The sequence below is a fragment of the Rhabdobacter roseus genome, from assembly GCF_014202275.1.
Taxonomy (GTDB): Bacteria; Bacteroidota; Bacteroidia; order Cytophagales; family Spirosomataceae; genus Rhabdobacter; species Rhabdobacter roseus.
The window spans coordinates 434,063-455,277 of the sequence record NZ_JACHGF010000004.1 but is presented as its reverse complement, the minus strand read 5'-3'; the positions used below and the strand labels follow the sequence as shown (position 1 = coordinate 455,277).

Here is a 21,215-nt window from a genome sequence, read left to right as displayed (position 1 = left end):
TGGCTAGGGGCGAATTTCCTGGCAAAGCTCAATCAGGACGCCCTGCGTATCTTTAGGGTGCAGGAAGCATACCCATTTGTTGTCAGCACCGCGCTTAGGTACTTCACTTAGCAACCGAAAGCCCTCCTCGCGAAGGCGGGCCATTTCGGCTTCGATATCGTCTACCTCAAAGGCAATGTGGTGCACGCCTTCCCCTCGTTTTTCAATAAACCCTGCGATGGGGCAGTCGGGTCGGGTAGCTTCCAGGAGCTCTACTTTAGTTTCATTGATCTTAAAAAAAGAAGTAACGACGCCTTCCGATTCTACCTCTTCTTGCCGGTAGGGTAGTTGGTTGAAAAGTCTGGTGAAAAGCTCATTTGAAACGGCCAGGTTTCGGACCGCAATTCCGATGTGTTCTACGTTGGTAAACATAAGCTCGGTCGAGGTTTCAATAACGATTCTGACTAGCGACGGTTATCCTGATTCCCCAACATACTAAGGTAGCTCTCAAACCGGCTCATGGCAATGGCCCCGTCTTCTACTGCCTGTTTCACGGCGCAGCCCGGCTCGTTGACGTGGAGGCAGTCATGAAAACGACACTCGTTGAGCCGATCGCGCATTTCGGGGAAATAGTGGCTTATTTCGTTGGGCTTCATTTCGACTAGCCCCAGCTCTTTAATGCCCGGCGAGTCGATGAGGTAGGTACCTGCTTCCAGCTCGAACATCTCGGCAAAGGTGGTGGTATGAACCCCTTTATTGGCAAAAGAAGAAACCTCCTGCGTGCGTAGATGCAGCGTAGGCGCAATGGCGTTGACCAACGAAGATTTACCCACGCCCGAATGCCCCGACAGCAGGGAAATCTTTCCTCGTAGCAGTTGGCGCAGCTCCTCCAGACCACCACCGGATATGGCCGTGGTCGTCAGGCAGCGGTACCCCAGGCTTTCGTATAGGTCTATCAGTTCTTGTTGAAAAGCAACAAAATCTTCGCTAAGCAGATCCTGTTTGTTAAAAACAAGTACCCCCGGAATGCGGAATGATTCGGCCGTAACCAAAAAACGATCAATAAAACCCAGCGAGGTACGCGGAAATACCAACGTGGCTATCAGGATAGCCTGATCGACGTTGGCCGCTAGCAAATGCGCGTGGGCCGTCTTGTGGACGGACTGCCGGATCATGTAATTTTCGCGCGGAAGTATCTCTAAGATAGTACCTGTGTTCTCTACCTCATCTTCTATTTCATACCTCACCCGGTCGCCTACCGCAATCGGATTGGTTACTTTCAGCCCTTTTATCTTGAATACACCTTTCAGGCGGCATTGCCAGATATGCCCGCTTGGCTCTTCCCGTACGTCGTACCACGAGCCCGTGGAACGTATTATTAGCCCTTGTCTCAATCGCTCGATACGTGTTTCTAATGATTAGTTATAAGGTTTCATCTACTGGACCTTGTACGCAAGATACTACAAGTTTCCACAGTAAATCAATGCTACCTCTTTGCTTTCTTTATTTAATTTTATTAAAAAAAGACAAATAATTAATAAATTTTATTAAATATTTGACGAACAAGGCAATAAAATCATAACTTAGGGTCTCCATTTTTAGGATCAATCAAGTACCCCGAAAAATACCAGCTAAATTTTTACATAGTTACGCCTTTAAACATCCTATAAGATTTCAGTATGACTTCTATTTCCGAGGAGGCCAATTCAGTCATAGACATTCGTAAGAATCGCCTCAGAAGCAATCTCTTACTTGAACTCTATCAATCAGGCGACACCTCCATTAATAGGATGGCTCGTCTTTTCCACGCCAGCATTCCGTCTGCTACAGGAATAATCAACGAACTTATACGGGAGGGATGGATCACCGAAACCGGAACGGGCCCGGCACGCGCGGGGCGGCCACCGGTACTGTACGGCCTCAATCCCAAGAAGTACCTGACACTCATCATGGACATCAACCGCCATGATACGCAGCTGGTGGTCTTTGACCTTTCGAACCAATTGATCGTCAGGCGGCAGATTGATATACGCCTGGACGACACGCCCGCTTTCCTGGAACTGCTCTTTGAAGAAACCGAGAACTTCCTGGCTAACCACGGCATTACCCGCGACCGACTGTGGGGAATCGGTGTTTCGATGCCGGGGCTCATCAACGCCGCTCAGGGAATCAACCAGACGTACCTCCACCTTACCAGTCCGGGCGAAACCTTGTCCTCCCGTCTGGAAAATCACTTTCAGGCCCCGATCTGTCTTATCAACGACACCCGCGCCACAACCATTGGCGAGCACCGCTTTGGCTTGGCTAAGGACAAGTCGCACGTACTCACCATCAACATCGACTGGGGCGTAGGACTGGGAATTCTGCTCAACGGAGAGGTATTTAACGGCGCGTCGGGTTTCGCCGGAGAACTGGGGCATATCCAGGTCCGGTCGGATGGCATCCTGTGTCATTGTGGCAAAGTAGGCTGTCTGGACACGGTAACCTCGGCCATGGCGCTCATCAGGCAGGCTCGCGAAGGCATCGAGGCAGGGCGCGCTACCATTCTGCCGCAGCTGGTGCGCGGCAACCTCGACGCCCTGGACACCAGCCATATCATCGAAGCCATTCACGCCGGAGATGAGTTCTCCATTGATCTACTGGGAAAAGTAGGTTCGGAGCTGGGCAAAGGATTGGCCACGGCCGTGCACCTGTTCAACCCGGAGGTAATCATTATCAGTGGGTTATTGGCAGCGGTAGGGCCCTTCATTTCCAACCCCATCGAGCAGGCAATCAACAAGTATTGCCTGGTGGATTTTAAGAACTCCCTATCCATCCGAATTTCGCAGCTAGGTACCAAGGCGCGGCTATTAGGGACGCAGGCTCATTTGTTTGAGTACCTGGTCAACAAAGAATTTGCCATGTAGCCACGGGCTATGACAGCAGACGGTGTACCACCTGCATCACCTGCTCGGTGGCCCCGGTCCGAGCCTGGACGTACTGGCGGTTCAGGTTTCCTTTTTCTGCCCGCAGCGCGCTGTCCGTAAGCAGCCGTACCATCGCTTTGCCCAGCTCGGAGGCGTCAGACACCGCCAGGGCGCCTCCGGCTTCGGTAAGATCTACCGCTTCCTGAAATTTGCGGTAGTTTTTATTGCCAAAAAAAACGGGAAGTCCGAAGGTCGCGGCCTCGAGGATATTGTGCAGCCCTGCCCCAAAAGCCCCTCCAATGTAGGCCATTTGGCCGTAGCGATACAGCGACGAAAGCATCCCGACGTTGTCGATGAACAAGCAATCGGCTGACACATCTGCCGCCGTATAGGCCGAATAGCGCGCCGTTTTTAACCTCAGCCGCTTAGCCCATTGTTCCAGCTCCGCATCGTGTATTTCGTGCGGGGCAATGATTACCTTAAGTGGTTGCTCCAACCCATTAAGTACCTCAATAAGTACCTTCATGTCGGCCTCCCAGGCCGAGCCTACCACCAGGCAAGGTACCTGCCCAACAAACGCTTCAATCAGCGGTAAACTGCGGGCAGCCTGGGCAATTTGATGCACGCGATCAAACCGGGTATCGCCCGCACAACTGACCGAAGAAATGCCGATTCCGGCCAATAAACGCTCCGATTCCCCATTTTGTACCACTATGTGGTCAAAGTACCTCAGCATGGTTCGATGCAGCTGCCCGTAAAATCGAAAGAAGGGTTGGGTAGGCCGAAAGATAGACGCAAAGGAGACGATACTGGCCTTCTGAAGCCGCAATTCGTGCAGGTAGTGGTACCAAAATTCGTATTTAATAAAGAAGGCTATGCGCGGATTGACCAGCCGGACAAATTTACGGGCGTTGACCGCCGTGTCTAACGGCAAGTAGCACACATAGTCGGCTACGGCATAGTTTTTTCTGACTTCATAGCCGGAGGGTGAAAAGAAAGTAAGCAGAATGGCGTAGCCAGGGTAGTTCTTTTGGAAAGCTTCCATCACCGGCCTGCCCTGTTCAAACTCTCCCAGCGAAGCCGCATGAAACCAGGCCACGGGACGACCTTCGGTACTACCCGGCAGCTCATTACTTAGGCGTAAGAGTAAGCCTTTCCGCCCGTCTACCCAGCGTTTAGCTTTGGGATGAAAAAGCGCCACTACGTGCATCAGCCACGAATAGGCCTTAATGGATAAGGTATAAATAAGTACCGACAAGCGTACAAAAAGTTGGTTGCCAGCGGCAAAACTACGCAGTATTTCTTAGTAAAGAATAGTTATCTTTTTTAATCGAATCAGGACTTATGGATAATGCATCAGAAAGCAAGGAGCACCGCAATAAGCTAGATACCATCGTAGAAGTACTCAATGACTTGAAAGAGCGTGGATACAAATACGATTTTAATCTCACCGCCCATGCTCTGCAGTTTTACGAAAACGGACAAGCGTACAGCTTGTCTCCGGACGACTTCGAGATTGTAGAAGTACGTCGGTTTGAAGGCATGTCTGACCCTTCAGACAATGCCATCATTTATGTCATTGAATCCACCCGAGGTCTGAAGGGTACTTTGGTGGATGCATACGGCGTGTATTCAGATGAGCTTTCGCAGGAAATGATCAAGAAACTGGACACCCGCTATACTACTTTATATAAAGATCCTGAGGGAGGCGACCAAACGGATCTGTACTCCAATCCCAAAGAGGGAAACCAAACCAAGTGAAATTTTGGTTTACCTGACAAGTACCCTAGAGGGAAGTACTTTTGGAAAATTTTAGTAGCACTACGTTATGAATTGGACGCCGCTCGAGAACGAGGCACAGCTTGAAAAGATCCGGCAGGAGTCGGAAACACACCCGGTCTTACTATTTAAGCACAGTACACGCTGTTCTATCAGCAGTGCCGCCTTGGCCCGGTTGGAACGCAAATGGGACCAAAGTCGCTTAGGTACTTTAAAGCCTTACTACCTGGACCTAATTACTTTCCGATCTCTTTCCGGGCGCATCGCGGGCGACTTTTCCGTACAGCATCAATCGCCTCAGGTACTGCTTATTAGCCGGGGCAAGTGTGTATACCACGCTTCGCATTTTGACATCGGCTTTGAGGACTTGCAGCAGCAAGTAAGCTCGCTGGAATCTTAGAGTTAAAACGGCTAACGCCTCCGAACCTGGTTCGGAGGCGTTAGCCGTTTTACTTATACCTCCTGGGCTACCTTCCAGTTAAAACGAACTACCTGCTCAATGTCAGGATGCAGGCTCAGGGCCACCGGACAGGTGTGAGCCGCCCGCTCAAGCTTCGCTTTTTCTTCCCGGGCTAGCTCCCGATCCGTGACCATTTCCAGCAGCACCTCTACCTGGGCAATGCGCCGCGGCAGTTCGGCCGTCATCACCTTCGTGATTTCCAGTTCTGTGCCTACCAGATCTATTTCGTCGCGGCGCGCCACGATGCCCATGATGGTGATCATGCAGCTCCCCAGGGCACCCGCCACCAGGTCCGAGGGTGAAAAAGCTTCTCCGCGGCCGTGGTTGTCGGTAGGCGCATCCGTAAGCAGTACGGTTCCTGACTGCAAATGAGTGGCTTCGGTGCGTAGTTCACCCAAGTATTTCGTTTTAATTGTAGGCATAAAGCTTTCTTTTTCGTTATAAGAACATAAATTTATAAAAAACCGTTAAAGAGGTACCTCTTTGACCAAGTATATAGTCTAAAATGTTACATTTAGTGCTTCATTTAACCTAAATGATCAAGCTGAGAAATTTTACAACTACGGGTATGAATTGGATCAAATACATGGTATTGGGTAGCCTGTCTCTGAGCCTGGTAACCAACGCATGGGCCCAGCGACGAGATCCGGATCTGGAAACCGACAACTATTCGTCTATTACCTCCTTTGGGGTTACGACCAACACCAACTCCGGTATACTAGGTGGCTTTGTGGTACGTCATTCCAAAGCACTACCCACGCTTTTTCAGGGAAAGACACAGTATAGGTACCTGGCTTTGGAGGTAGTAAACGTAAAGCATCCTAAAGAGATGGCCAGGCCGGTTTTCTCGACCGGCTCTCGCTATATTGATGGTAAACAAAACTTCCTGTTTGTGCTTAGACCCCAATACGGACGTGAGCTCATGTTTTTTAACCGCCACGCCGACGAAGGTATTTCCATCAGCGGTATCGTAGCGGCAGGGCCTTCCATTGGCCTGGAAAAGCCCTACATGGTTCAGTATCAGTCTCGGAATGGCGTATTAGTAACCGAACCTTACGATCCTGCCCGGCATTCCCCCAACGAAATTCAGGGCTCGGGGAGCTTTTTCCGGGGCTTTGAAAAAACAAAGTTTGTTCCTGGTCTGCACGTGAAGACTGCCCTTAGCTTTGAGTTGAGTGCATTTAGAGACAACCTGACGGGCCTGGAAATCGGCTTTCTGGCCGAGGCCTTTACCCGCCAAATCATCATTATGCCTTATGCTCAGAACCGTAGCTTTTTTACCTCTGGCTATATTTCGCTCTACTTCGGTAACAAGAAGTAGTTTACACGCCTGCCTTCGGGCAGGACTTCATTCTAATCGTTTTTGTTTTAATAAAGGCAAGTTTTACTTGCTCCCTTGCGTATGATTGAATTACCCGTAATCCCTTCTGAACGAAAAAAACGCCCCGATTGGCTTCGGGTAAAACTACCCGCCGGGCCTGACTATCTGCGGGTACGACAGCTCGTGGACAATTACAAGTTGCACACCATCTGCGAGAGTGGCAACTGCCCCAACATGGGTGAATGCTGGGGGGCTGGTACCGCTACCTTCATGATTCTTGGCAACGTATGTACCCGCAGCTGTAGCTTTTGTGCCGTAGCCACGGGCCGCCCCAATGAGTATGACGTAGACGAGCCGCGCCGCGTGGCGGAGGCCATCAAGCTCATGGGGGTAAAACACGCCGTGCTTACCTCCGTAAACCGGGATGAGCTAAAAGACCGGGGTGCCGAAATATGGTACCAGACCGTTCGGCTCGTGAAGGAAATGAGCCCCGAAACGACCATCGAAACGCTGATTCCGGACGTAAAAGGCAACTGGGATGCCCTGGCACGCATGGTGGAAGGGGGCCAGGAGGTAGTGTCGCACAATATGGAGACCGTGGAAAGGCTCTACCGGGGCGTGCGGCCGCAGGCTAAGTACATACGCAGCCTCGAGCAAATTCGCCGCACCAAGGAGATGAATCAGCGGACTAAGTCGGGCATGATGCTCGGACTGGGCGAGACCGCTGATGAGGTGTACAAGGCCATGGACGACCTCGTCGCGAACGGCCTGGATATTCTTACGCTGGGCCAGTACCTCCAGCCTACCAAAATGCACCACGAAGTGATGGAATGGATTACCCCGGAGATGTTTAATACCTACCGTGAAGAAGGCCTGCGGCGCGGCCTGAAGTACGTTGAATCGGGGCCGCTGGTGCGTTCCAGCTACCATGCCGAACGCCACGTACACGTACCCATCTGAGAAAATAGTTATTGCCGCCTAAAACATCTCTTTGTGTCAGGCGGTTAAGTTCTCAAAGCCTTGTCTGATCTTTGGCAAGGCTTTTTTAGTAAGTGGGGTATTCATAACACGACTCACCGCAGAGGCTCATGAAACGATACGATTACATCATAGCGGGCGGCGGACTAGCCGGACTGAGCCTGGCCTACCACCTGAATCAATCCATCTTACGCACTAAGTCTATTCTTATTATTGATAAGGATCTTAAAACAAAAAACGACCGTACCTGGTGCTTTTGGGAAAAAGGGGAGCAGAATCCCTTTGAACAAATTGTGTTTCGTAAGTGGAATCAAGTGTACTTCTATGGCTCCGAAGGCTTTGCGAAGACGCTCGACCTGGACGACTACTACTACAAATGGATAAAGGGCATCGACTTTTACGACTTTGTAAGAACAGATTTAGTCACCAATCCCAATATCGTTTTTTTAAACGCCACCATTGAGCGCATTCGGGATACACCCGACGGTGGTTTCGTCATTACGGACCAAGGTCAGTACATGGCCGACTACGTTTTTGATAGCATCACCCCTTTGAAGCTCAACTTGCCGGGCCAGCATAACCTGCTGCAACATTTTAAAGGCTGGGAAATCGTATCGCCCAAGCCGGTTTTTGACCCAACCTGCCCCACCATGATGGACTACCGCGTGGAGCAAAATGGGACGGGCGTGCGGTTCGGATACGTACTTCCTATCGATTCGTACCGTGCCCTGGTGGAGTACACGCTTTTCTCGGATAAATTACTAGAGCCCACCGAATACGACGCCGAGCTACATACCTACATACGAGACTACCTCAAGATCGAAGACTTCTCCATCGAGCAGGAGGAGTTTGGCGTTATACCCATGACCGACGAACCCGCTGATGACAAAGAACTTAAGCATATTGTTCGGATCGGTACTTCGGGTGGGTACGTAAAGGCATCTACCGGCTACGCCTTTAGCCGTACGCAACGATTTACCCAGCAGCTCATCGGGCAACTTCTGACGGTTGGCTCGCCAGTGCGCCGCCGCAAAACGATCCGAAGCTTCTTCAAAGGCCTCCAGGATAGTACCCTACTGAACGTCCTGCTCTACGGGAGGCATTCGGGTAGTAATATTTTTACCATGCTCTACAAAAGAAACCCAACGCCCCGGCTGTTTGCCTTCCTGGACGAGGACACCCACCTCATGGATGACCTCCGCATCATGGCTACGGTACCTTTGGGGGCTTTTACCAAAGGGATGCTCCACGCGCTGGTGAAGCGGCTCTAAAAAAGTTAAGGCCTTATTTTTGGACTTCTGCTTGGTTATATTCCTGAAAAAATTCAATTTTGCAGCCAGCATCCAGAAGCTTCGGCGGAAGCGCCAACCGGGTCGGAACGCCACGGTGGTCATGAACGATGCGGGCCCAGCTCGGTAAGATACAATGCAATGGCTAGTTTGCCCAGCCATGTTGTACCGAAAAAGACCAAATAACGTTCGCTTTTCCTCGCCTGCTACGGTTGCTTTCTTTAATTTACAGCATCTTGATTCTGTAAATGTAAAACTGTACACTGTAAACCATCACGTACTTTATGCCTTACTTATTTACGTCGGAGTCTGTGTCGGAAGGACACCCCGATAAAGTAGCCGACCAGATCTCGGATGCGCTCATTGACAACTTCCTGGCCTGGGACGCTAGCAGCAAAGTAGCCTGCGAAACCCTCGTCACGACGGGCCAGGTAGTATTGGCTGGCGAAGTAAAAACGAATACCTACCTCGACGTGCAGAAAATAACGCGGGAGGTGATTCGTAAGATCGGCTATACCAAGAGTGAATACATGTTTGAGGCTAACTCCTGCGGTATTCTTTCCGCTATTCACGACCAGAGCGCGGACATCAACCAGGGCGTGGATCGGAAAGTAGAAAACGAAGATTTTGAAGCTAAAGCCAACGCCCAGGGGGCGGGTGACCAGGGTATGATGTTTGGCTATGCCACGCGTGAGACCGAAAACTACATGCCGCTGGCCCTAGACCTGGCCCATAAAATCCTGCGGGAGCTATCGGCCATTCGTAATAATGAGCCAGAGCTTATCCCGTACCTGCGCCCGGATGCCAAGTCACAGGTGACCATTGAGTACAGCGATGACAACGTCCCTCAGCGCATCGATACCATCGTAGTATCTACCCAGCACGACGACTTTGATACCGAAGCCGCCATGCTTGCGAAGATCAAGGAGGATATCATCAGCATCGTGATTCCCCGCGTGAAGGATCAGCTGAAGCCTGAGCTGCAGCAGCTTTTTAATGACCAAATCACGTACTACATCAATCCTACGGGCAAATTTGTAATTGGTGGCCCTCACGGCGACACTGGCCTGACGGGCCGCAAAATTATTGTAGATACCTACGGCGGTAAGGGTGCCCACGGCGGTGGTGCTTTCTCCGGTAAAGATCCTTCTAAGGTAGATCGCTCGGCTGCTTACGCCACGCGCCACGTTGCCAAAAACATGGTAGCTGCGGGCCTCTGCGACGAAGTACTGGTGCAAGTATCCTACGCCATTGGGGTAGCCAAGCCTTGTGGGTTGTTTATCGACACCAAGGGTACCGCCAAGGTAGATCTAACCGACGGGGCCATTGCCCGCAAAATTGAGGAGCTCTTTGATATGCGTCCGTACGCCATCGAGCAGCGCCTCAAGCTCCGCAACCCCATCTACTCCGAAACGGCCGCCTACGGACACATGGGGCGGCAGAACGAAGTCGTGAAGAAAACTTTCAAAGGAGCCGACGGCACCGAAAAGGAAGTAGAGGTTGAACTTTTTACCTGGGAGAAACTAGACCATGTAGAGCTGATCCAAGACGCCTTCGGCTTATAATTGGTTGGACCTAGTATATTATTTAGCAAAATGGGCAGGCTCCTGAGGAGCCTGCCCATTTTGCTTATACTCAAAGTACCTTTCGTTACATTAGTTCAACGGCTTCGGTCTCAGTAATTTTGTCGATCTGCTTCATGCGTTCGAAATTCTTCTTGCGCGACAGGAAGGTGTACATCGCCGGAATTACGTAGAGCGTCAGAACCAGCGAAAACGCCAGGCCACCCATGATGACGATCCCCATGGACATTCGGCTGCGCCCCGCCGAGCCCAGCGCCATGGCAATGGGCAAAGCCCCCAAAATGGTCGCGAGGCTGGTCATGAGGATAGGCCGGAAACGCAGGGTAGCCGCTTCCAGTACCGCTTCGCGGATGCCCATGCCCTGCTCCCGTAGCTGGTTGGCAAACTCCACGATCAGGATACCATTTTTGGTCACCAGCCCAATGAGCATGATCATTCCGATCTGGCTGAATATATTCAAGGTTTGATTGAAGTACCAGAGCGAGAAAACCGCTCCGCCAATGGCCAAAGGTACCGTAATCATGATAATGAATGGATCGATGAAGCTCTCAAACTGGGCGGCCAAAATAAAGTAGACGAGGATCAGGGCCAGAAAAAACGAGAACAGGGTACTTGATGAGCTCTCGGCATAGTCGCGGGAGGAGCCGCTGAGTGACGTCCGGATACTCTCATCCTTGAGCTTGTCGCGCGCCCGGTCCATCGCCGCTATACCGTCCCCGATGGTTTTGCCCGGTGCCAGGGAAGCCTGTACCGTAGCACTCATGTAGCGGTTGAAGTGAAATAGTTGCGGCGGGCTGCTTTCTTCCTCCGTTTTAACGATGTTATCCAGCTGCACCAGCACGCCCTGATTGTTTTTCACAAACATACTTTTCAGATCCAGCGGCTCATCCCGGTTGGCGCGGTCGTACTGGCCAATGACCTGGTACTGCCGACCGTTCATGGTAAAATACCCAAAGCGCTGCCCGGCAAAGGCCAGCTGCATGGTCTGGGCTACGTCTGATACGGACACTCCCACTGACTTGGCTTTTTCGCGATCGATATGTACCTGGAGCTCGGGCTTACTGAATTTTAAGTTGACATCCGTGACGGCAAAGGTGGGATCGTCCGAAATTTCTTCCATGAACTTTGGCAAGTACTCCCGAAGCTTTTCGAAATCAGGGGCCTGAATCACGTACTGTACGGGCAATCCACCGCGCGAATCGACGGCAATGGTTTGCTGCTGCACCACAAAGGCTTTGGCGTCGGGTAGTTGTTTGAGGCGCTTGGTAATCCAGTCAGCAATCTCCTGCTGGCTAATGTCTCTTTCCTTTTTATCTACCAGGGCAATCCGCCCATTTCCGGTATTGGAAGCCCCTAATCCAAAGCCATTGGGTGAAGTAACCAACATAATCCCTTTTTTGCCAGGCATAGAATCCATTAGTACCTGACCTACACTTTGCACGTAGTTATCCATAAACTCGTAGGACGAGCCTTCCGGAGCCGTCATCGATAGCCGGAACCAGTTCCGGTCATCGAGAGGAGCCAGTTCGGACTGCACATCTTTCCCAAAAAACCAGATCATGCCCAGCGTCAGTGCGATCAGCGGAAGGGCCACCCAGCGTATCTTCAGAAAGCTGGCCAGGGCATCGTGGTAGTTGGTAGTGATTCGCTCAAAGAAAGGCTCCGTCTTCTCATAAAACCAGCTACGCTTGTTGCTTTTACGCACCAAGTAGGCGTTCAGCATGGGGGTGAGCGTTAGAGATACAAACGCCGAGATAAGTACCGCCGCCGAAATAACAATCCCAAATTCCCGAAACAACTTCCCGACGAAGCCCTGCATAAAAATAACGGGCAAAAACACCGACGCCAGCGTAATGGACGTAGACAGTACGGCAAAGATGATCTCATTGGAGCCTTTAATTGCCGCCTCGATGGGGCTCATTCCCTGCTCGATCTTCTTGAAAATATTTTCGGTAACAACGATCCCGTCATCTACTACCAGCCCGGTAGCCAGTACAATAGCCAGGAGCGTGAGTACGTTGACCGAGAAGCCCATCAGGTACATGATGAAGAAAGTACCTATCAGGGATACCGGAATGTCAATGAGGGGCCGGAAAGCCACCAGCCAGTCACGGAAAAACAGGTAGATGATCAGTACCACCAGCACGATGGCGATCAGCAGCGTTTCGCCTACTTCTTCAATGGAGCGCCTTACAAAAATAGTATTGTCAATCAGCGTGTTCAATTCATAGTCGGCAGGAAGATCCTTTTTTATACCTTCCAGTCGCTGGTTTACCTCGTCTGAAATGTCCAGGTAGTTGGAGCCCGGCATGGGCGTCACCGCCAGGCCAATCATCGGTATATTATTAAGCCGAAGAATGGTTTCTTCCACTTCGGGGCCCAATTGAGCGTTACCAATGTCTCTCAGGTGAATCGTCTGGGTACCCGTATTTTTAACGATCATCTCGTTAAAATCGTCCTCCGTCCGGAAACGGCCGATGGTTTTCACTGTCAGTTCGGTGCTATTGCCCGTCAGTTTGCCACTGGGTAGTTCTACGTTTTCCCGGTCCAGCGCATTTTTTACATCCTGACTGGTAATGCCCAGGGCGGCCATTTTGCCGGGGTCCATCCAGATCCGCATGGCGTATTTTTTCTGCCCGAATATACGGATGTCGCTCACGCCGTCAATGGTTTGCAGCCGTTGAGCAATTATATTCTCGGCGTAGTCGCTCACCTCCAGGTGGGTGCGGGTGCGGCTCTGGAAGGTGAGTACCATGATGGGCTCCGAGTTGGCATCGGCCTTGCTCACGATGGGGGGCCCGTCAATGTCCAGTGGCAGGGTACGGGCGGCTGAGCCTACTTTATCGCGGACGTCGTTGGCGGCCCGTTCCATGTCGGCCCCAATGTCAAACTCCACGGTGATCTGGCTTACGCCCTGGCTGCTCGTCGAGCTGATGGACTTGATCCCTTCAATGCTATTCAGCTGCTTCTCGAGCGGCTCCGTAATCTGGGACTCAATGATGTCCGCGTTGGCACCCGTATAGCTGGTCCGGATGGAGACCACGGGCGGATCTATGGAAGGAAACTCCCTCATGCCTAGGTACTTGAACCCAAGGAAACCAAACAACAGGATGAGCAGGTTCATCACAATGGCCAGTACCGGGCGTTTGATCGAGAGCGTTGAGATACTCATGAAATGGAATGGGTTATAGCTAATTTACTTTCACGGGCGAATTGGGCTTCAAAGCCATAATCCCCGACACGATCAACGAATCTCCGGCCCGCAGGCCATCGGTAATCTGCACTTTTTGGTCTGTGCGTAGTCCCGTCGTCACCATCGTTTCCTGGGCTTTCCCGTTTTTTACCACAAATACTTTTTTCCCCTTCAATACGGGCACGATCGCCTCCGTCGGGATCATGATCGAGCCGCCGCTGCCCGTCAGGTCGATCTGTACTTTAACGAACATACCCGGCACAAACCGCCCGGACGGATTTTGAGCCAGGGCCCGGATGCGCAGCGTCCGCAGGTTTTCGTCTACTTTGGGATCTACCGCCACGATCCGGGCCGAGTAGTTGGTCGGATCGCCGTCCAGGTTCAGCTTCACCGTATTGCCCAAACGTATACTCTGGGAATACTTTTCGGGTATAGTGAAATCAATCTTAATGGGATTGGTTTGTACGAGCGTAGCCAGCGAAGTACCCGGTGCCATGTAGGCTCCTTCACTCACATTCTTGAGGCCGATCGTGCCGCTAAACGGGGCTCTGATTTCGGTTCGTTCCAGCTGTGAGTAAATCAATTCTTTATCGGCTCCAATGGTCCGGTAGTTATTGGCCGTAATCTCGTATTCCTCGCGGCTAATGGCCTCAATGTCCAGCAGCTTCTTTTGCCGGGTTTCTATCTGCTTGGCCAGCTCTTCGTTGTATTCCAGTTTGGTCAGTTGAGCGCGCAGGTCCCGGTCGTTGATCTTGGCAATGAGCTGCCCCTTGGTTACGCGGCTCCCCTCCCGGATATCCAGCTTAATGAGCTTGCCCGCCATTTCGGCCTTCAGCTCCACCTCTTCGTTGGGTACCACCGTCCCCGAAGCATAAACCAGGTTTTCCACGGTTTCCATCCGGGCCAGGTACACATTCACCGGAATAGCCGCCGCTCCGCCTCCCCCACCGCTTCCGGTGTTCGATTTTGGCTTTGCGGCCGTACCTGGCGAGTTGGCATCGGATTTTGGAAAAAGGAATAGCTTTCCTACCACTAACAATACAATAATACCGGCTATTAAAAGAAGGGGGCGCATGAATGGTACTTACAACGAATTAATACTAAAAATGTAGGGTAATAAATACTTGTTTAATACAATTGGCACGTTCTAGCCATAGTATTTTGTGACAACGGAATCAAACCTAATTTTTTTATCGTAAAGCTATAAAAAACAATTGATACTTTTGAGTAAAAAGTGATTTACCCTACTAGGCCTTTTGGTGCTTGCTTCGGCCTAAGTACCTGATTGGCTATAAATAGTTATATTAGTAAGATCGGTTACTTAGGGCACCTGAGCTGGTAAGCAAAATCGGGCCGACCTTATAGAGGCCGACCCGATTTTGGGTATGGTCAGATTGTCCAGATGCTTATTCTTCTACTTCCTCGGTTGCTGCTACTTCTTCTATTACCGCTACGGCAGCGTCGGGTAGTTTAGGAGCTCGGGTTTTATTACGTTTATTTTTAAATTTCTTTACCTGCATTTTAAGCGTATCAACCGCCAGATCGGTCGCTTCCTCAAAGGTAGTTCCCTGTTCTCTCACAAATACCGTCCCCCCCGGCACGTACAGTTTTACCTCGAGAAGCTTGGTCTGAACTTTATTATTTTCATTTTTATCAAGTTTCAAAAAAACCTCCCCACTGGTGATACGATCATAGAACGTTTCCAGCTTATCCATCTTTTGTTGAATAAAAACCAACAATTTGGGGTCAGCGTCGAAGTGGATCGCTTGCATCTGCAGTCTCATAAGCACTCGAAATTTAGGGTGAAACATACTTCCTACCGACCATAAACCCGGCAGAGGATAAAATAGCGGTTCGGCCTTCCTCCAACGGAATGCCGAACCGCTACGTGCACCAATGTAACCTGCGGTTGACGAATCGGTAGATTAAATCTACTAAAAAAATAAACACAATGTCAAGGAGGTACCTTAGTTTTTTTACGGGCCTCTACAACGGCCCGCCGGGTAGGTACCTATACATCTTCCAGCAGGGTATGGAAGGACGCGGCGCGGTTGCGGTAGCGCTGGTTATGCTTCCGTTGTAGCTGGGGCTCGTGCAGCGCCAGGTACAATTCGTACTCGGCCAGGGTGTTGAAGTAGTACTGGCAGGTGTAGGTTACACCGCCGTTGTCAAGCTCGGTAAGCAAGCGCAACAGCCGGTTTTCGGCGGGTAGCCCGGTAGCCATGGCCTCCGGAATGTGCTCGCTTTTCATCCAGTGAAGCCATTCCTGCTCTGCTTCGTGAAGAATACTGGTGGTGATGTTATAGAGAATCATACCTTTGTGGCTTATATCAAAGAAAAAGTACCTGCCTGCTGAGTCAACGGTGGCGAGACAAATTTTGTTTCTTGCCGTAGATCCGAAGAAAGTTGACGGAAAGATGCATACTTTTTTCTTTTTTTGTAAATCCGGGTACTGCCCTTGTCTTTTTTTAACCAACTATACCCTTTTTCCCATGAACGCTCTTTTACACGCCCACTCGGGGCTCCGCTACGTGGTGCTGGTTCTTTTGCTGGCGGCTATTGCTACGGCTTACTCCAAATGGCAAGGTGCCCACACCGACGACAGCAAACTGTACTCCTTCGCGCTCATTTCGGCGCACATTCAGTTGCTGCTGGGGCTGATCCTGTATGTAATGAGTCCCAAGGTAGACTTCAGCCTGATCAGCGACCGGCTGTATCGCTTTTTTACGTTGGAGCATTCGCTCATGATGCTCATCGCCATCGTACTCATTACGGTAGGTCGGGTGCGCTCCCGCAAGGTAGAGGGCGCGGCCAAGCACCGCACCGTGCTGTATTTCTACGTGCTAGCCCTGGTGCTGATCCTGATCGCCATCCCCTGGCCCTTCCGGGATTTGGGTGCAGGCTGGTTCTGAGGTACTTTCATTTAAGTGCGCGGTCGGGGGTACTTTTGGTATAAAAGTACCCCCGACCGTTTTTTTATACTAAATAGCGGCTCTGCTGGCTTAGAGGTACTTTGGCGGTGGGCGGTGCCGCGCTCACGGAAGTCGCGGGGGTACTTTACTTACGAGCTAGGCTGCAGCAAGTCCCACTGGTTGCCGTAGAGGTCCGCAAAGACGGCCACCGTACCGTAGCTCTCTACCCTGGGTGGCCGCACAATCGTCACCCCATGAGCAAGTAGCTGCTGGTAATCCCGCTCCAAGTCATCGGTATAGAGAAACAAAAAAACGCGTCCGCCGGTCTGGTTGCCCACGCGGCTTTGCTGGGCTTCGTCGGCCGCTTTGGCCAGCAGTAGCTTACAGCCCTCCGAGCCGGGAGGAGCCACTACTACCCAGCGTTTGGTAGGGCTTAGGGGGGTATCTTCTAGCAGGGTAAAGCCCAACTTTTGGGTATAAAAAGCAATGGCTTCGTCGTAGTCGGCTACCAACAAAGCAACCTGAGCCAGGTACTGTTTCAAAGGAGATACGTGTTTACAAGGTACTTACTAACCCTCCATCCGGGTACTTTTTCAGGGTACCTGGCCCCCGCCTCAGCGGGTACCTACGCGGTGGATCGGATTGCTGCAATCGCCCTTATGGGTGATACTGAACACTCCCGAGACGTCCCGTCGGCCCGCCCGCTGAATGACGATATACTCACAGTTGTCGATCACGGCGATGTCGTACGGGCCAATACGGGCATTGGAATTGCGCAGGGAATTGGCCCGAGGCATACAGGACGAAACCGACAGCAAGATCAGCAGTCCAAGAAGGTACTTAGGGGTAAGTAGGGAGCAAATTATTCGCTTTTTCATGGTCATTGTATTTATTGGAAAAACTTCCAAAAGCAAAATAACCATACCCAAGGTACCTGCAGAACTACCCGAACAAATCGCTGGACAGGTACCTATCGCCGCGGTCGCAGACAATGAAGACGATCAGGCCGTGATCCAGTTCCTGGGCCAGCTGCAGGGACGCCCAGGCCGCACCACCGCTACTCATGCCCGAAAAAATACCCTCTTCGCGGGCCAGGCGGCGCGCCAGGACGGTAGCGTCGGTCTGTGAGAGCTCCATGACGCGGTCCACGCGCTCCCGCTCAAAAATCCGGGGCAGGTACTCCTGGGGCCACTTGCGAATGCCCGGTATACTCGAGCCATCCGTAGGCTGGCAGCCCACAATCTGTACGTTAGGATTTTGCTCTTTGAGGTAGCGCGAAGTACCCATGATGGTGCCCGTAGTACCCATCGCCGACACGAAGTGCGTGATTGCGCCCTGGGTGTCGCGCCATATTTCGGGGCCGGTGGTGCGGTAGTGGGCGCGCCAGTTGTCGGGGTTGGCAAATTGGTTGAGCATCAGGTACCCTTCCTGCTGCGCCTTCTCATCGGCGTAGTCGCGGGCACTTTCGATGCCATCGGTAAGCGTTACTTTAGCCCCGAAAGCCTCCATGGCAAGTACCCGCTCGCGGGTGGAGTTTTCGGGCATGACGAGCTCAATCTCGATGCCGTACAGGCTGGCAATCATGGCCAGGGCAATGCCCGTATTGCCGCTGGTGGCTTCGACGAGTTTCATGCCCGGTTTCAGCTCGCCGCGCTGTAGGGCACCGCTGATCATGCTGTACGCGGCCCGGTCTTTGACGCTCCCGCCGGGGTTATGGCCTTCGAGCTTGCCGTATATTTTTACGTTCGGATTCGGGTTTAGGCGGGTAAGTTCTACCAGGGGTGTATTGCCCACCAGATCAAGAATGGAAGCCATTGGTTAGGTTTATGAATTGAAATAGTAAACGGTACTACACTTATAAAATACGCCAAAGTACCTACGAAGTACCTTCCGAAGGGGTACCTTGCGGAGGGGTACTTTCGGGCGGCGTGGCGCGCTCCGCCCGCAGACCTTCCCAGCCCGACCGCAGGTGCAGGTCTTGCTGCGGGTAGGGTACTTCGATGCCCGCAGCCCGGAACCGGGCAAAGGCATCGAAGCGGATATCGCTTTTAATATACTCGATGCGCCAGGCGCTGAACGTCCAGAACAGCAACTCATAGTACACGCCCGAATCGCCAAAATCGCGCAGGCGAACGGTAGGCTCCGGGTCGGGGGCCAGCTCGGGATGCGCTTTGGCACTCGCCAGCAAAAGGGCCGTCACCTGGGCGGGGTCATTTCGGTACGAAGCCCGAAACTGCACAATGAACCGGGTCAGGGAACGGTTGTGCGACCAGTTGATGATGTTATCATTGATAAACTTAGAATTAGGCACAATGATTCCGATGGAGTCGCGGGTTTCGACGGTGGAGGTACGCAGGCCTACGTTGGTCACGCGCCCCACCAGTCCGTTGTTGAGCTCCACGATGTCGCCTACGTTGATGCTTCCTTCAAATAATAAGATCAGCCCCGACACCAGGTCGTTGAAGGTTTGCTGCAGCCCCAGCCCCACACCTACCAGCAAAGCAGCCGAGCCCGCCAGTAAAATGGAGAGCCGTACGCCCGCTACCTCGAGGGCCAAAATAAAGAAGATGGTGTAGGTAAAGTACCTCACCAGCTGAATGACCGCCTCCTGCCGTCCCGCATCGACCTGTTTTCGGCGAAAGAAACCCTGCCGAAGTACGCTGGATATGGAGAGGATAAGGAGTTTACTCAGTAGAAAAAAGATGACGATCAGCAGAATATCAAAGACGGTTATCTCGTAGTCTTTGACCTTAAAGAGGTTGAATTCCAGAAACTGGCGCACCTCCCGCGGTAGTCCCTGGCTGATCTTCTCTACCTCCTTGACAATGCCTGGTGTTTTCGCTTGCAGTAAAATCATGCGGTTCTAAATGGATTAGCTCACTGTATCTTTTAACGCAAATACGGGTAAGAAACCCTTATCAATCCGGATAAAACGGCCGGGTACTACGACGGCTCGGCTTCGCTGCTAAGGGGTTTTATCAGCCTAAAAGTACCCTTGCGCGCGCTCGAAGCAAGCCCGCTTCTTCAGTACCCGGCGGCCTGCCCGTCTTTGCGCGAGTCGCTGGCACCGTGGTATACTTTCTGTTCAGGGTCGTACATAATGGCCTGGTAGCCCCCGTAAAGCCCCAAAGCGTAGCGAACATCGTGCCCAAGTACCATCAGCTGCCGAATGGTTTCGTAAGAGTAGCCCGCCTCCAGCGTCAGAAAGCCCCGGTCGGCCATGCGCTCGCCGGTGGGCTCCGACGAGCCCTGGTGGTCAATACGGGGAGCGTCGCCAGCCTCCTGCGGATTCATGCCGTAGTCGACGATATTCATCAGGATTTGGGCGTGGCCCAGCGGCTGAAAACTCCCACCCATTACGCCGTAGCTCATGAAGGGTTTTCCATCTTTGGTAACAAAAGCCGGAATGATGGTATGAAACGGACGCTTGTGCGGCGCGTAGGTATTGTTCTCCCCTTCGTTGAGGCTATACATTTCGCCCCGGTTCTGGAGCATGAACCCCAGGCCGTCGGGTACCATGCCGGAGCCAAAGCCCCGGTAGTTGCTTTGAATGAGCGAAACGACGTTGCCTTCGCTATCTGCTACGGTCAGGTATATGGTGTCGCCGTCGCGCAGGGCCGGATGGCCCGCCTCCACCCGGCTGGCCGCCTGGGCCGGATTGATGAGCTTGCGGCGTTCGGCGGCGTACTCTTTAGAGATCAGCGTACGGATGGGAATTTGGGCAAAGTCCGGATCGGCGTAGTACTTAGCCCGGTCTTCAAACACCAGCTTCTTGGCTTCGGTAAAGAGGTGAATGCGCTCGGGGCCGTCGAAGGGTATTTTGGAAAAATCGTAGCCTTCCAGGATATTCAGTAGCTGGAGGGCGGCAATGCCCTGGCCGTTGGGCGGAAGCTCCCAGAGGTCATAGCCCCGGTAGTTGGTCGAGACGGGCTCCACCCAGGTAGAGGTATGCTCGGCCAGGTCGCGGTAGCTGAGGTACCCGCCCTGTTTTTTCATGAAAGCATCGATGGTCCGGGCGATGTCGCCCTTGTAAAATACCTCCCGCCCGCCCTGGGCAATTTTTTCCAGCGTAGCCGCCAGCGCCGGATTTTTGAACAGATCGCCGCGCCGGGGTACTTTGCCGCCCGGCGCGTAGGTACTTTGGACGTTAGGCAAATCTCCAAACGCGGCTACCATCCGCGACCAGTAGAAGGCCGCCTCGTCGTGGACGGGGTACCCGGCGCGGGCATAGTGAATGGCGCTGGCCAGCACCCGGTCTATGGGTAGCTTGCCAAAGCGCTCGTGCAGCTCGAACCACCCATCTACGCAGCCCGGTACCGAAACGGGCAGCGGCCCGCGCGCCGGTAGGTGGGTGAGCCCCTGCCTCATGAGCTCGGCCAGGGTGAGGCTATGGGGCGAGCGCCCCGAGGCATTCAGGCCGTAGAGCTTCTGGGTTTTGGCCTCCCATACCAGCGCAAACAAATCTCCGCCGATGCCGTTCATGTGAGGCTCCACCACTCCCTCCAGGGCGTTGGCCGCAATGGCCGCGTCTACCGCGCTACCGCCCGCCCGAAGTACCTCCAAAGCGGCCTGGGTACTGAGCGGATGGGAGGTACAAGCCATGCCCCGCTGGGCCATCACCACGGCTCGGGTAGCAAAAGTTTTGCCGCTGAGCCGGTCCTGGGCACGGACGAAGGTACTTTGGCTCAGAAAAAGTAGACCTATTACTAACGTGTGTCGCATAGCGTCGAGGGTATAATATCCAAATCCAAGGTACTTACTTTTGACCAATAAACAGAAGCCTCGTATAGCACCTTTCCCAGCTCGGCTGGCCTT

General features: G+C 52.5%; 21 protein-coding genes. 8 read left to right on the top strand and 13 right to left on the bottom strand.

Annotated features, from left to right (window positions below; translation table 11 throughout):
• Positions 1–3 precede the first annotated feature (3 nt).
• Positions 4–411: a methylmalonyl-CoA epimerase gene (gene mce / locus HNQ92_RS15955; RefSeq protein ID WP_184175047.1), complete on the bottom strand. Its 408-nt coding sequence runs from the start codon at positions 409–411 to the stop codon at positions 4–6.
• Between the two features lie 32 nt (positions 412–443).
• Positions 444–1,373 (bottom strand): ribosome small subunit-dependent GTPase A, encoded by a 930-nt coding sequence (rsgA, locus tag HNQ92_RS15950; RefSeq protein ID WP_184175046.1) that lies wholly within the window; start codon positions 1,371–1,373, stop codon positions 444–446.
• Between the two features lie 285 nt (positions 1,374–1,658).
• Between rsgA and HNQ92_RS15945 the strand changes: the two genes are divergently transcribed.
• Positions 1,659–2,885 carry an ROK family transcriptional regulator gene (locus tag HNQ92_RS15945; protein ID WP_184175045.1) on the top strand — a complete coding sequence of 409 codons (1,227 nt, stop codon included), beginning with the start codon at positions 1,659–1,661 and terminating at the stop codon, positions 2,883–2,885.
• Positions 2,886–2,892: 7 nt separating this feature from the next.
• Here the strand turns inward: HNQ92_RS15945 and HNQ92_RS15940 are convergent, their stop codons facing one another.
• Positions 2,893–4,143, bottom strand: a complete 1,251-nt coding sequence (locus HNQ92_RS15940; protein WP_246440243.1) for a 3-deoxy-D-manno-octulosonic acid transferase — start codon at positions 4,141–4,143, stop codon at positions 2,893–2,895.
• An 86-nt stretch (positions 4,144–4,229) separates the two neighbouring features.
• Here HNQ92_RS15940 and HNQ92_RS15935 point away from each other — a divergent pair, with 86 nt between their 5' ends.
• Both HNQ92_RS15935 and ytxJ read left to right on the top strand, forming a co-directional pair.
• Positions 4,230–4,646, top strand: coding sequence for a hypothetical protein (locus HNQ92_RS15935; protein ID WP_246440241.1), 417 nt, complete (start codon positions 4,230–4,232; stop codon positions 4,644–4,646).
• Positions 4,647–4,713: 67 nt separating this feature from the next.
• Complete coding sequence (gene ytxJ / locus HNQ92_RS15930) at positions 4,714–5,064, top strand: bacillithiol system redox-active protein YtxJ (protein WP_184175044.1); 351 nt, start codon at positions 4,714–4,716, stop codon at positions 5,062–5,064.
• A gap of 53 nt (positions 5,065–5,117) precedes the next feature.
• Here the strand turns inward: ytxJ and HNQ92_RS15925 are convergent, their stop codons facing one another.
• Complete coding sequence (locus HNQ92_RS15925) at positions 5,118–5,546, bottom strand: OsmC family protein (RefSeq protein WP_184175043.1); 429 nt, start codon at positions 5,544–5,546, stop codon at positions 5,118–5,120.
• A gap of 146 nt (positions 5,547–5,692) precedes the next feature.
• Here HNQ92_RS15925 and HNQ92_RS15920 point away from each other — a divergent pair, with 146 nt between their 5' ends.
• The 4 genes from HNQ92_RS15920 to metK all read left to right on the top strand — a co-directional run bounded on the left by HNQ92_RS15920 (position 5,693) and on the right by metK (position 10,277).
• The gene (locus HNQ92_RS15920) at positions 5,693–6,445 is read left to right on the top strand and encodes a hypothetical protein (protein ID WP_184175042.1); all 753 of its coding nucleotides are present in this window, start codon (positions 5,693–5,695) and stop codon (positions 6,443–6,445) included.
• Positions 6,446–6,526: 81 nt separating this feature from the next.
• A complete protein-coding gene (gene lipA / locus HNQ92_RS15915; RefSeq protein ID WP_184175041.1) occupies positions 6,527–7,405 on the top strand; it encodes a lipoyl synthase in 879 nt (292 codons plus the stop codon).
• A 128-nt stretch (positions 7,406–7,533) separates the two neighbouring features.
• Positions 7,534–8,694: a lycopene cyclase family protein gene (locus HNQ92_RS15910; RefSeq protein WP_184175040.1), complete on the top strand. Its 1,161-nt coding sequence runs from the start codon at positions 7,534–7,536 to the stop codon at positions 8,692–8,694.
• Positions 8,695–8,996: 302 nt separating this feature from the next.
• Positions 8,997–10,277 carry a methionine adenosyltransferase gene (gene metK / locus HNQ92_RS15905; RefSeq protein ID WP_184175039.1) on the top strand — a complete coding sequence of 427 codons (1,281 nt, stop codon included), beginning with the start codon at positions 8,997–8,999 and terminating at the stop codon, positions 10,275–10,277.
• Positions 10,278–10,362: 85 nt separating this feature from the next.
• Here metK and HNQ92_RS15900 read toward each other — a convergent pair whose 3' ends face one another.
• The 4 genes from HNQ92_RS15900 to HNQ92_RS15885 form a co-directional block, all read right to left on the bottom strand.
• Complete coding sequence (locus HNQ92_RS15900; protein WP_184175038.1) at positions 10,363–13,467, bottom strand: efflux RND transporter permease subunit; 3,105 nt, start codon at positions 13,465–13,467, stop codon at positions 10,363–10,365.
• A gap of 19 nt (positions 13,468–13,486) precedes the next feature.
• Positions 13,487–14,563, bottom strand: coding sequence for an efflux RND transporter periplasmic adaptor subunit (locus HNQ92_RS15895; protein ID WP_184175037.1), 1,077 nt, complete (start codon positions 14,561–14,563; stop codon positions 13,487–13,489).
• A 331-nt stretch (positions 14,564–14,894) separates the two neighbouring features.
• Entirely contained in the window at positions 14,895–15,272 is a 378-nt protein-coding gene (gene hpf, locus HNQ92_RS15890) for a ribosome hibernation-promoting factor, HPF/YfiA family (protein ID WP_184175036.1), read from the bottom strand.
• A gap of 227 nt (positions 15,273–15,499) precedes the next feature.
• Positions 15,500–15,802: a DUF4286 family protein gene (locus HNQ92_RS15885; RefSeq protein WP_184175035.1), complete on the bottom strand. Its 303-nt coding sequence runs from the start codon at positions 15,800–15,802 to the stop codon at positions 15,500–15,502.
• A gap of 178 nt (positions 15,803–15,980) precedes the next feature.
• Between HNQ92_RS15885 and HNQ92_RS15880 the strand changes: the two genes are divergently transcribed.
• Positions 15,981–16,400, top strand: a complete 420-nt coding sequence (locus HNQ92_RS15880; RefSeq protein WP_184175034.1) for a cytochrome B — start codon at positions 15,981–15,983, stop codon at positions 16,398–16,400.
• 149 nt (positions 16,401–16,549) lie between these two features.
• Here the strand turns inward: HNQ92_RS15880 and HNQ92_RS15875 are convergent, their stop codons facing one another.
• The 5 genes from HNQ92_RS15875 to ggt form a co-directional block, all read right to left on the bottom strand.
• Positions 16,550–16,942 carry a VOC family protein gene (locus tag HNQ92_RS15875; protein WP_184175033.1) on the bottom strand — a complete coding sequence of 131 codons (393 nt, stop codon included), beginning with the start codon at positions 16,940–16,942 and terminating at the stop codon, positions 16,550–16,552.
• Positions 16,943–17,014: 72 nt separating this feature from the next.
• Positions 17,015–17,278 carry a hypothetical protein gene (locus HNQ92_RS15870; protein ID WP_184175032.1) on the bottom strand — a complete coding sequence of 88 codons (264 nt, stop codon included), beginning with the start codon at positions 17,276–17,278 and terminating at the stop codon, positions 17,015–17,017.
• Positions 17,279–17,342: 64 nt separating this feature from the next.
• A complete protein-coding gene (gene cysM / locus HNQ92_RS15865) occupies positions 17,343–18,215 on the bottom strand; it encodes a cysteine synthase CysM (RefSeq protein WP_184175031.1) in 873 nt (290 codons plus the stop codon).
• 61 nt (positions 18,216–18,276) lie between these two features.
• Positions 18,277–19,257, bottom strand: coding sequence for a mechanosensitive ion channel family protein (locus HNQ92_RS15860; protein ID WP_184175030.1), 981 nt, complete (start codon positions 19,255–19,257; stop codon positions 18,277–18,279).
• A 167-nt stretch (positions 19,258–19,424) separates the two neighbouring features.
• Positions 19,425–21,122, bottom strand: coding sequence for a gamma-glutamyltransferase (gene ggt, locus HNQ92_RS15855; RefSeq protein WP_184175029.1), 1,698 nt, complete (start codon positions 21,120–21,122; stop codon positions 19,425–19,427).
• Positions 21,123–21,215: the final 93 nt, after the last annotated feature.

What these genes read in the sequence shown, in the direction of transcription:
- mce (WP_184175047.1), bottom strand. Translation starts at nt 411, where the DNA reads ATGTTTACCAACGTAGAACACATCGGAATTGCGGTCCGAAACCTGGCC.
- HNQ92_RS15945 (WP_184175045.1), top strand. Translation starts at nt 1,659, where the DNA reads ATGACTTCTATTTCCGAGGAGGCCAATTCAGTCATAGACATTCGTAAG.
- HNQ92_RS15935 (WP_246440241.1), top strand. Translation starts at nt 4,230, where the DNA reads ATGGATAATGCATCAGAAAGCAAGGAGCACCGCAATAAGCTAGATACC.
- ytxJ (WP_184175044.1), top strand. Translation starts at nt 4,714, where the DNA reads ATGAATTGGACGCCGCTCGAGAACGAGGCACAGCTTGAAAAGATCCGG.
- HNQ92_RS15925 (WP_184175043.1), bottom strand. Translation starts at nt 5,546, where the DNA reads ATGCCTACAATTAAAACGAAATACTTGGGTGAACTACGCACCGAAGCC.
- HNQ92_RS15920 (WP_184175042.1), top strand. Translation starts at nt 5,693, where the DNA reads ATGAATTGGATCAAATACATGGTATTGGGTAGCCTGTCTCTGAGCCTG.
- lipA (WP_184175041.1), top strand. Translation starts at nt 6,527, where the DNA reads ATGATTGAATTACCCGTAATCCCTTCTGAACGAAAAAAACGCCCCGAT.
- HNQ92_RS15910 (WP_184175040.1), top strand. Translation starts at nt 7,534, where the DNA reads ATGAAACGATACGATTACATCATAGCGGGCGGCGGACTAGCCGGACTG.
- metK (WP_184175039.1), top strand. Translation starts at nt 8,997, where the DNA reads ATGCCTTACTTATTTACGTCGGAGTCTGTGTCGGAAGGACACCCCGAT.
- HNQ92_RS15900 (WP_184175038.1), bottom strand. Translation starts at nt 13,467, where the DNA reads ATGAGTATCTCAACGCTCTCGATCAAACGCCCGGTACTGGCCATTGTG.
- HNQ92_RS15895 (WP_184175037.1), bottom strand. Translation starts at nt 14,563, where the DNA reads ATGCGCCCCCTTCTTTTAATAGCCGGTATTATTGTATTGTTAGTGGTA.
- hpf (WP_184175036.1), bottom strand. Translation starts at nt 15,272, where the DNA reads ATGAGACTGCAGATGCAAGCGATCCACTTCGACGCTGACCCCAAATTG.
- HNQ92_RS15885 (WP_184175035.1), bottom strand. Translation starts at nt 15,802, where the DNA reads ATGATTCTCTATAACATCACCACCAGTATTCTTCACGAAGCAGAGCAG.
- HNQ92_RS15880 (WP_184175034.1), top strand. Translation starts at nt 15,981, where the DNA reads ATGAACGCTCTTTTACACGCCCACTCGGGGCTCCGCTACGTGGTGCTG.
- HNQ92_RS15870 (WP_184175032.1), bottom strand. Translation starts at nt 17,278, where the DNA reads ATGAAAAAGCGAATAATTTGCTCCCTACTTACCCCTAAGTACCTTCTT.
- cysM (WP_184175031.1), bottom strand. Translation starts at nt 18,215, where the DNA reads ATGGCTTCCATTCTTGATCTGGTGGGCAATACACCCCTGGTAGAACTT.
- HNQ92_RS15860 (WP_184175030.1), bottom strand. Translation starts at nt 19,257, where the DNA reads ATGATTTTACTGCAAGCGAAAACACCAGGCATTGTCAAGGAGGTAGAG.
- ggt (WP_184175029.1), bottom strand. Translation starts at nt 21,122, where the DNA reads ATGCGACACACGTTAGTAATAGGTCTACTTTTTCTGAGCCAAAGTACC.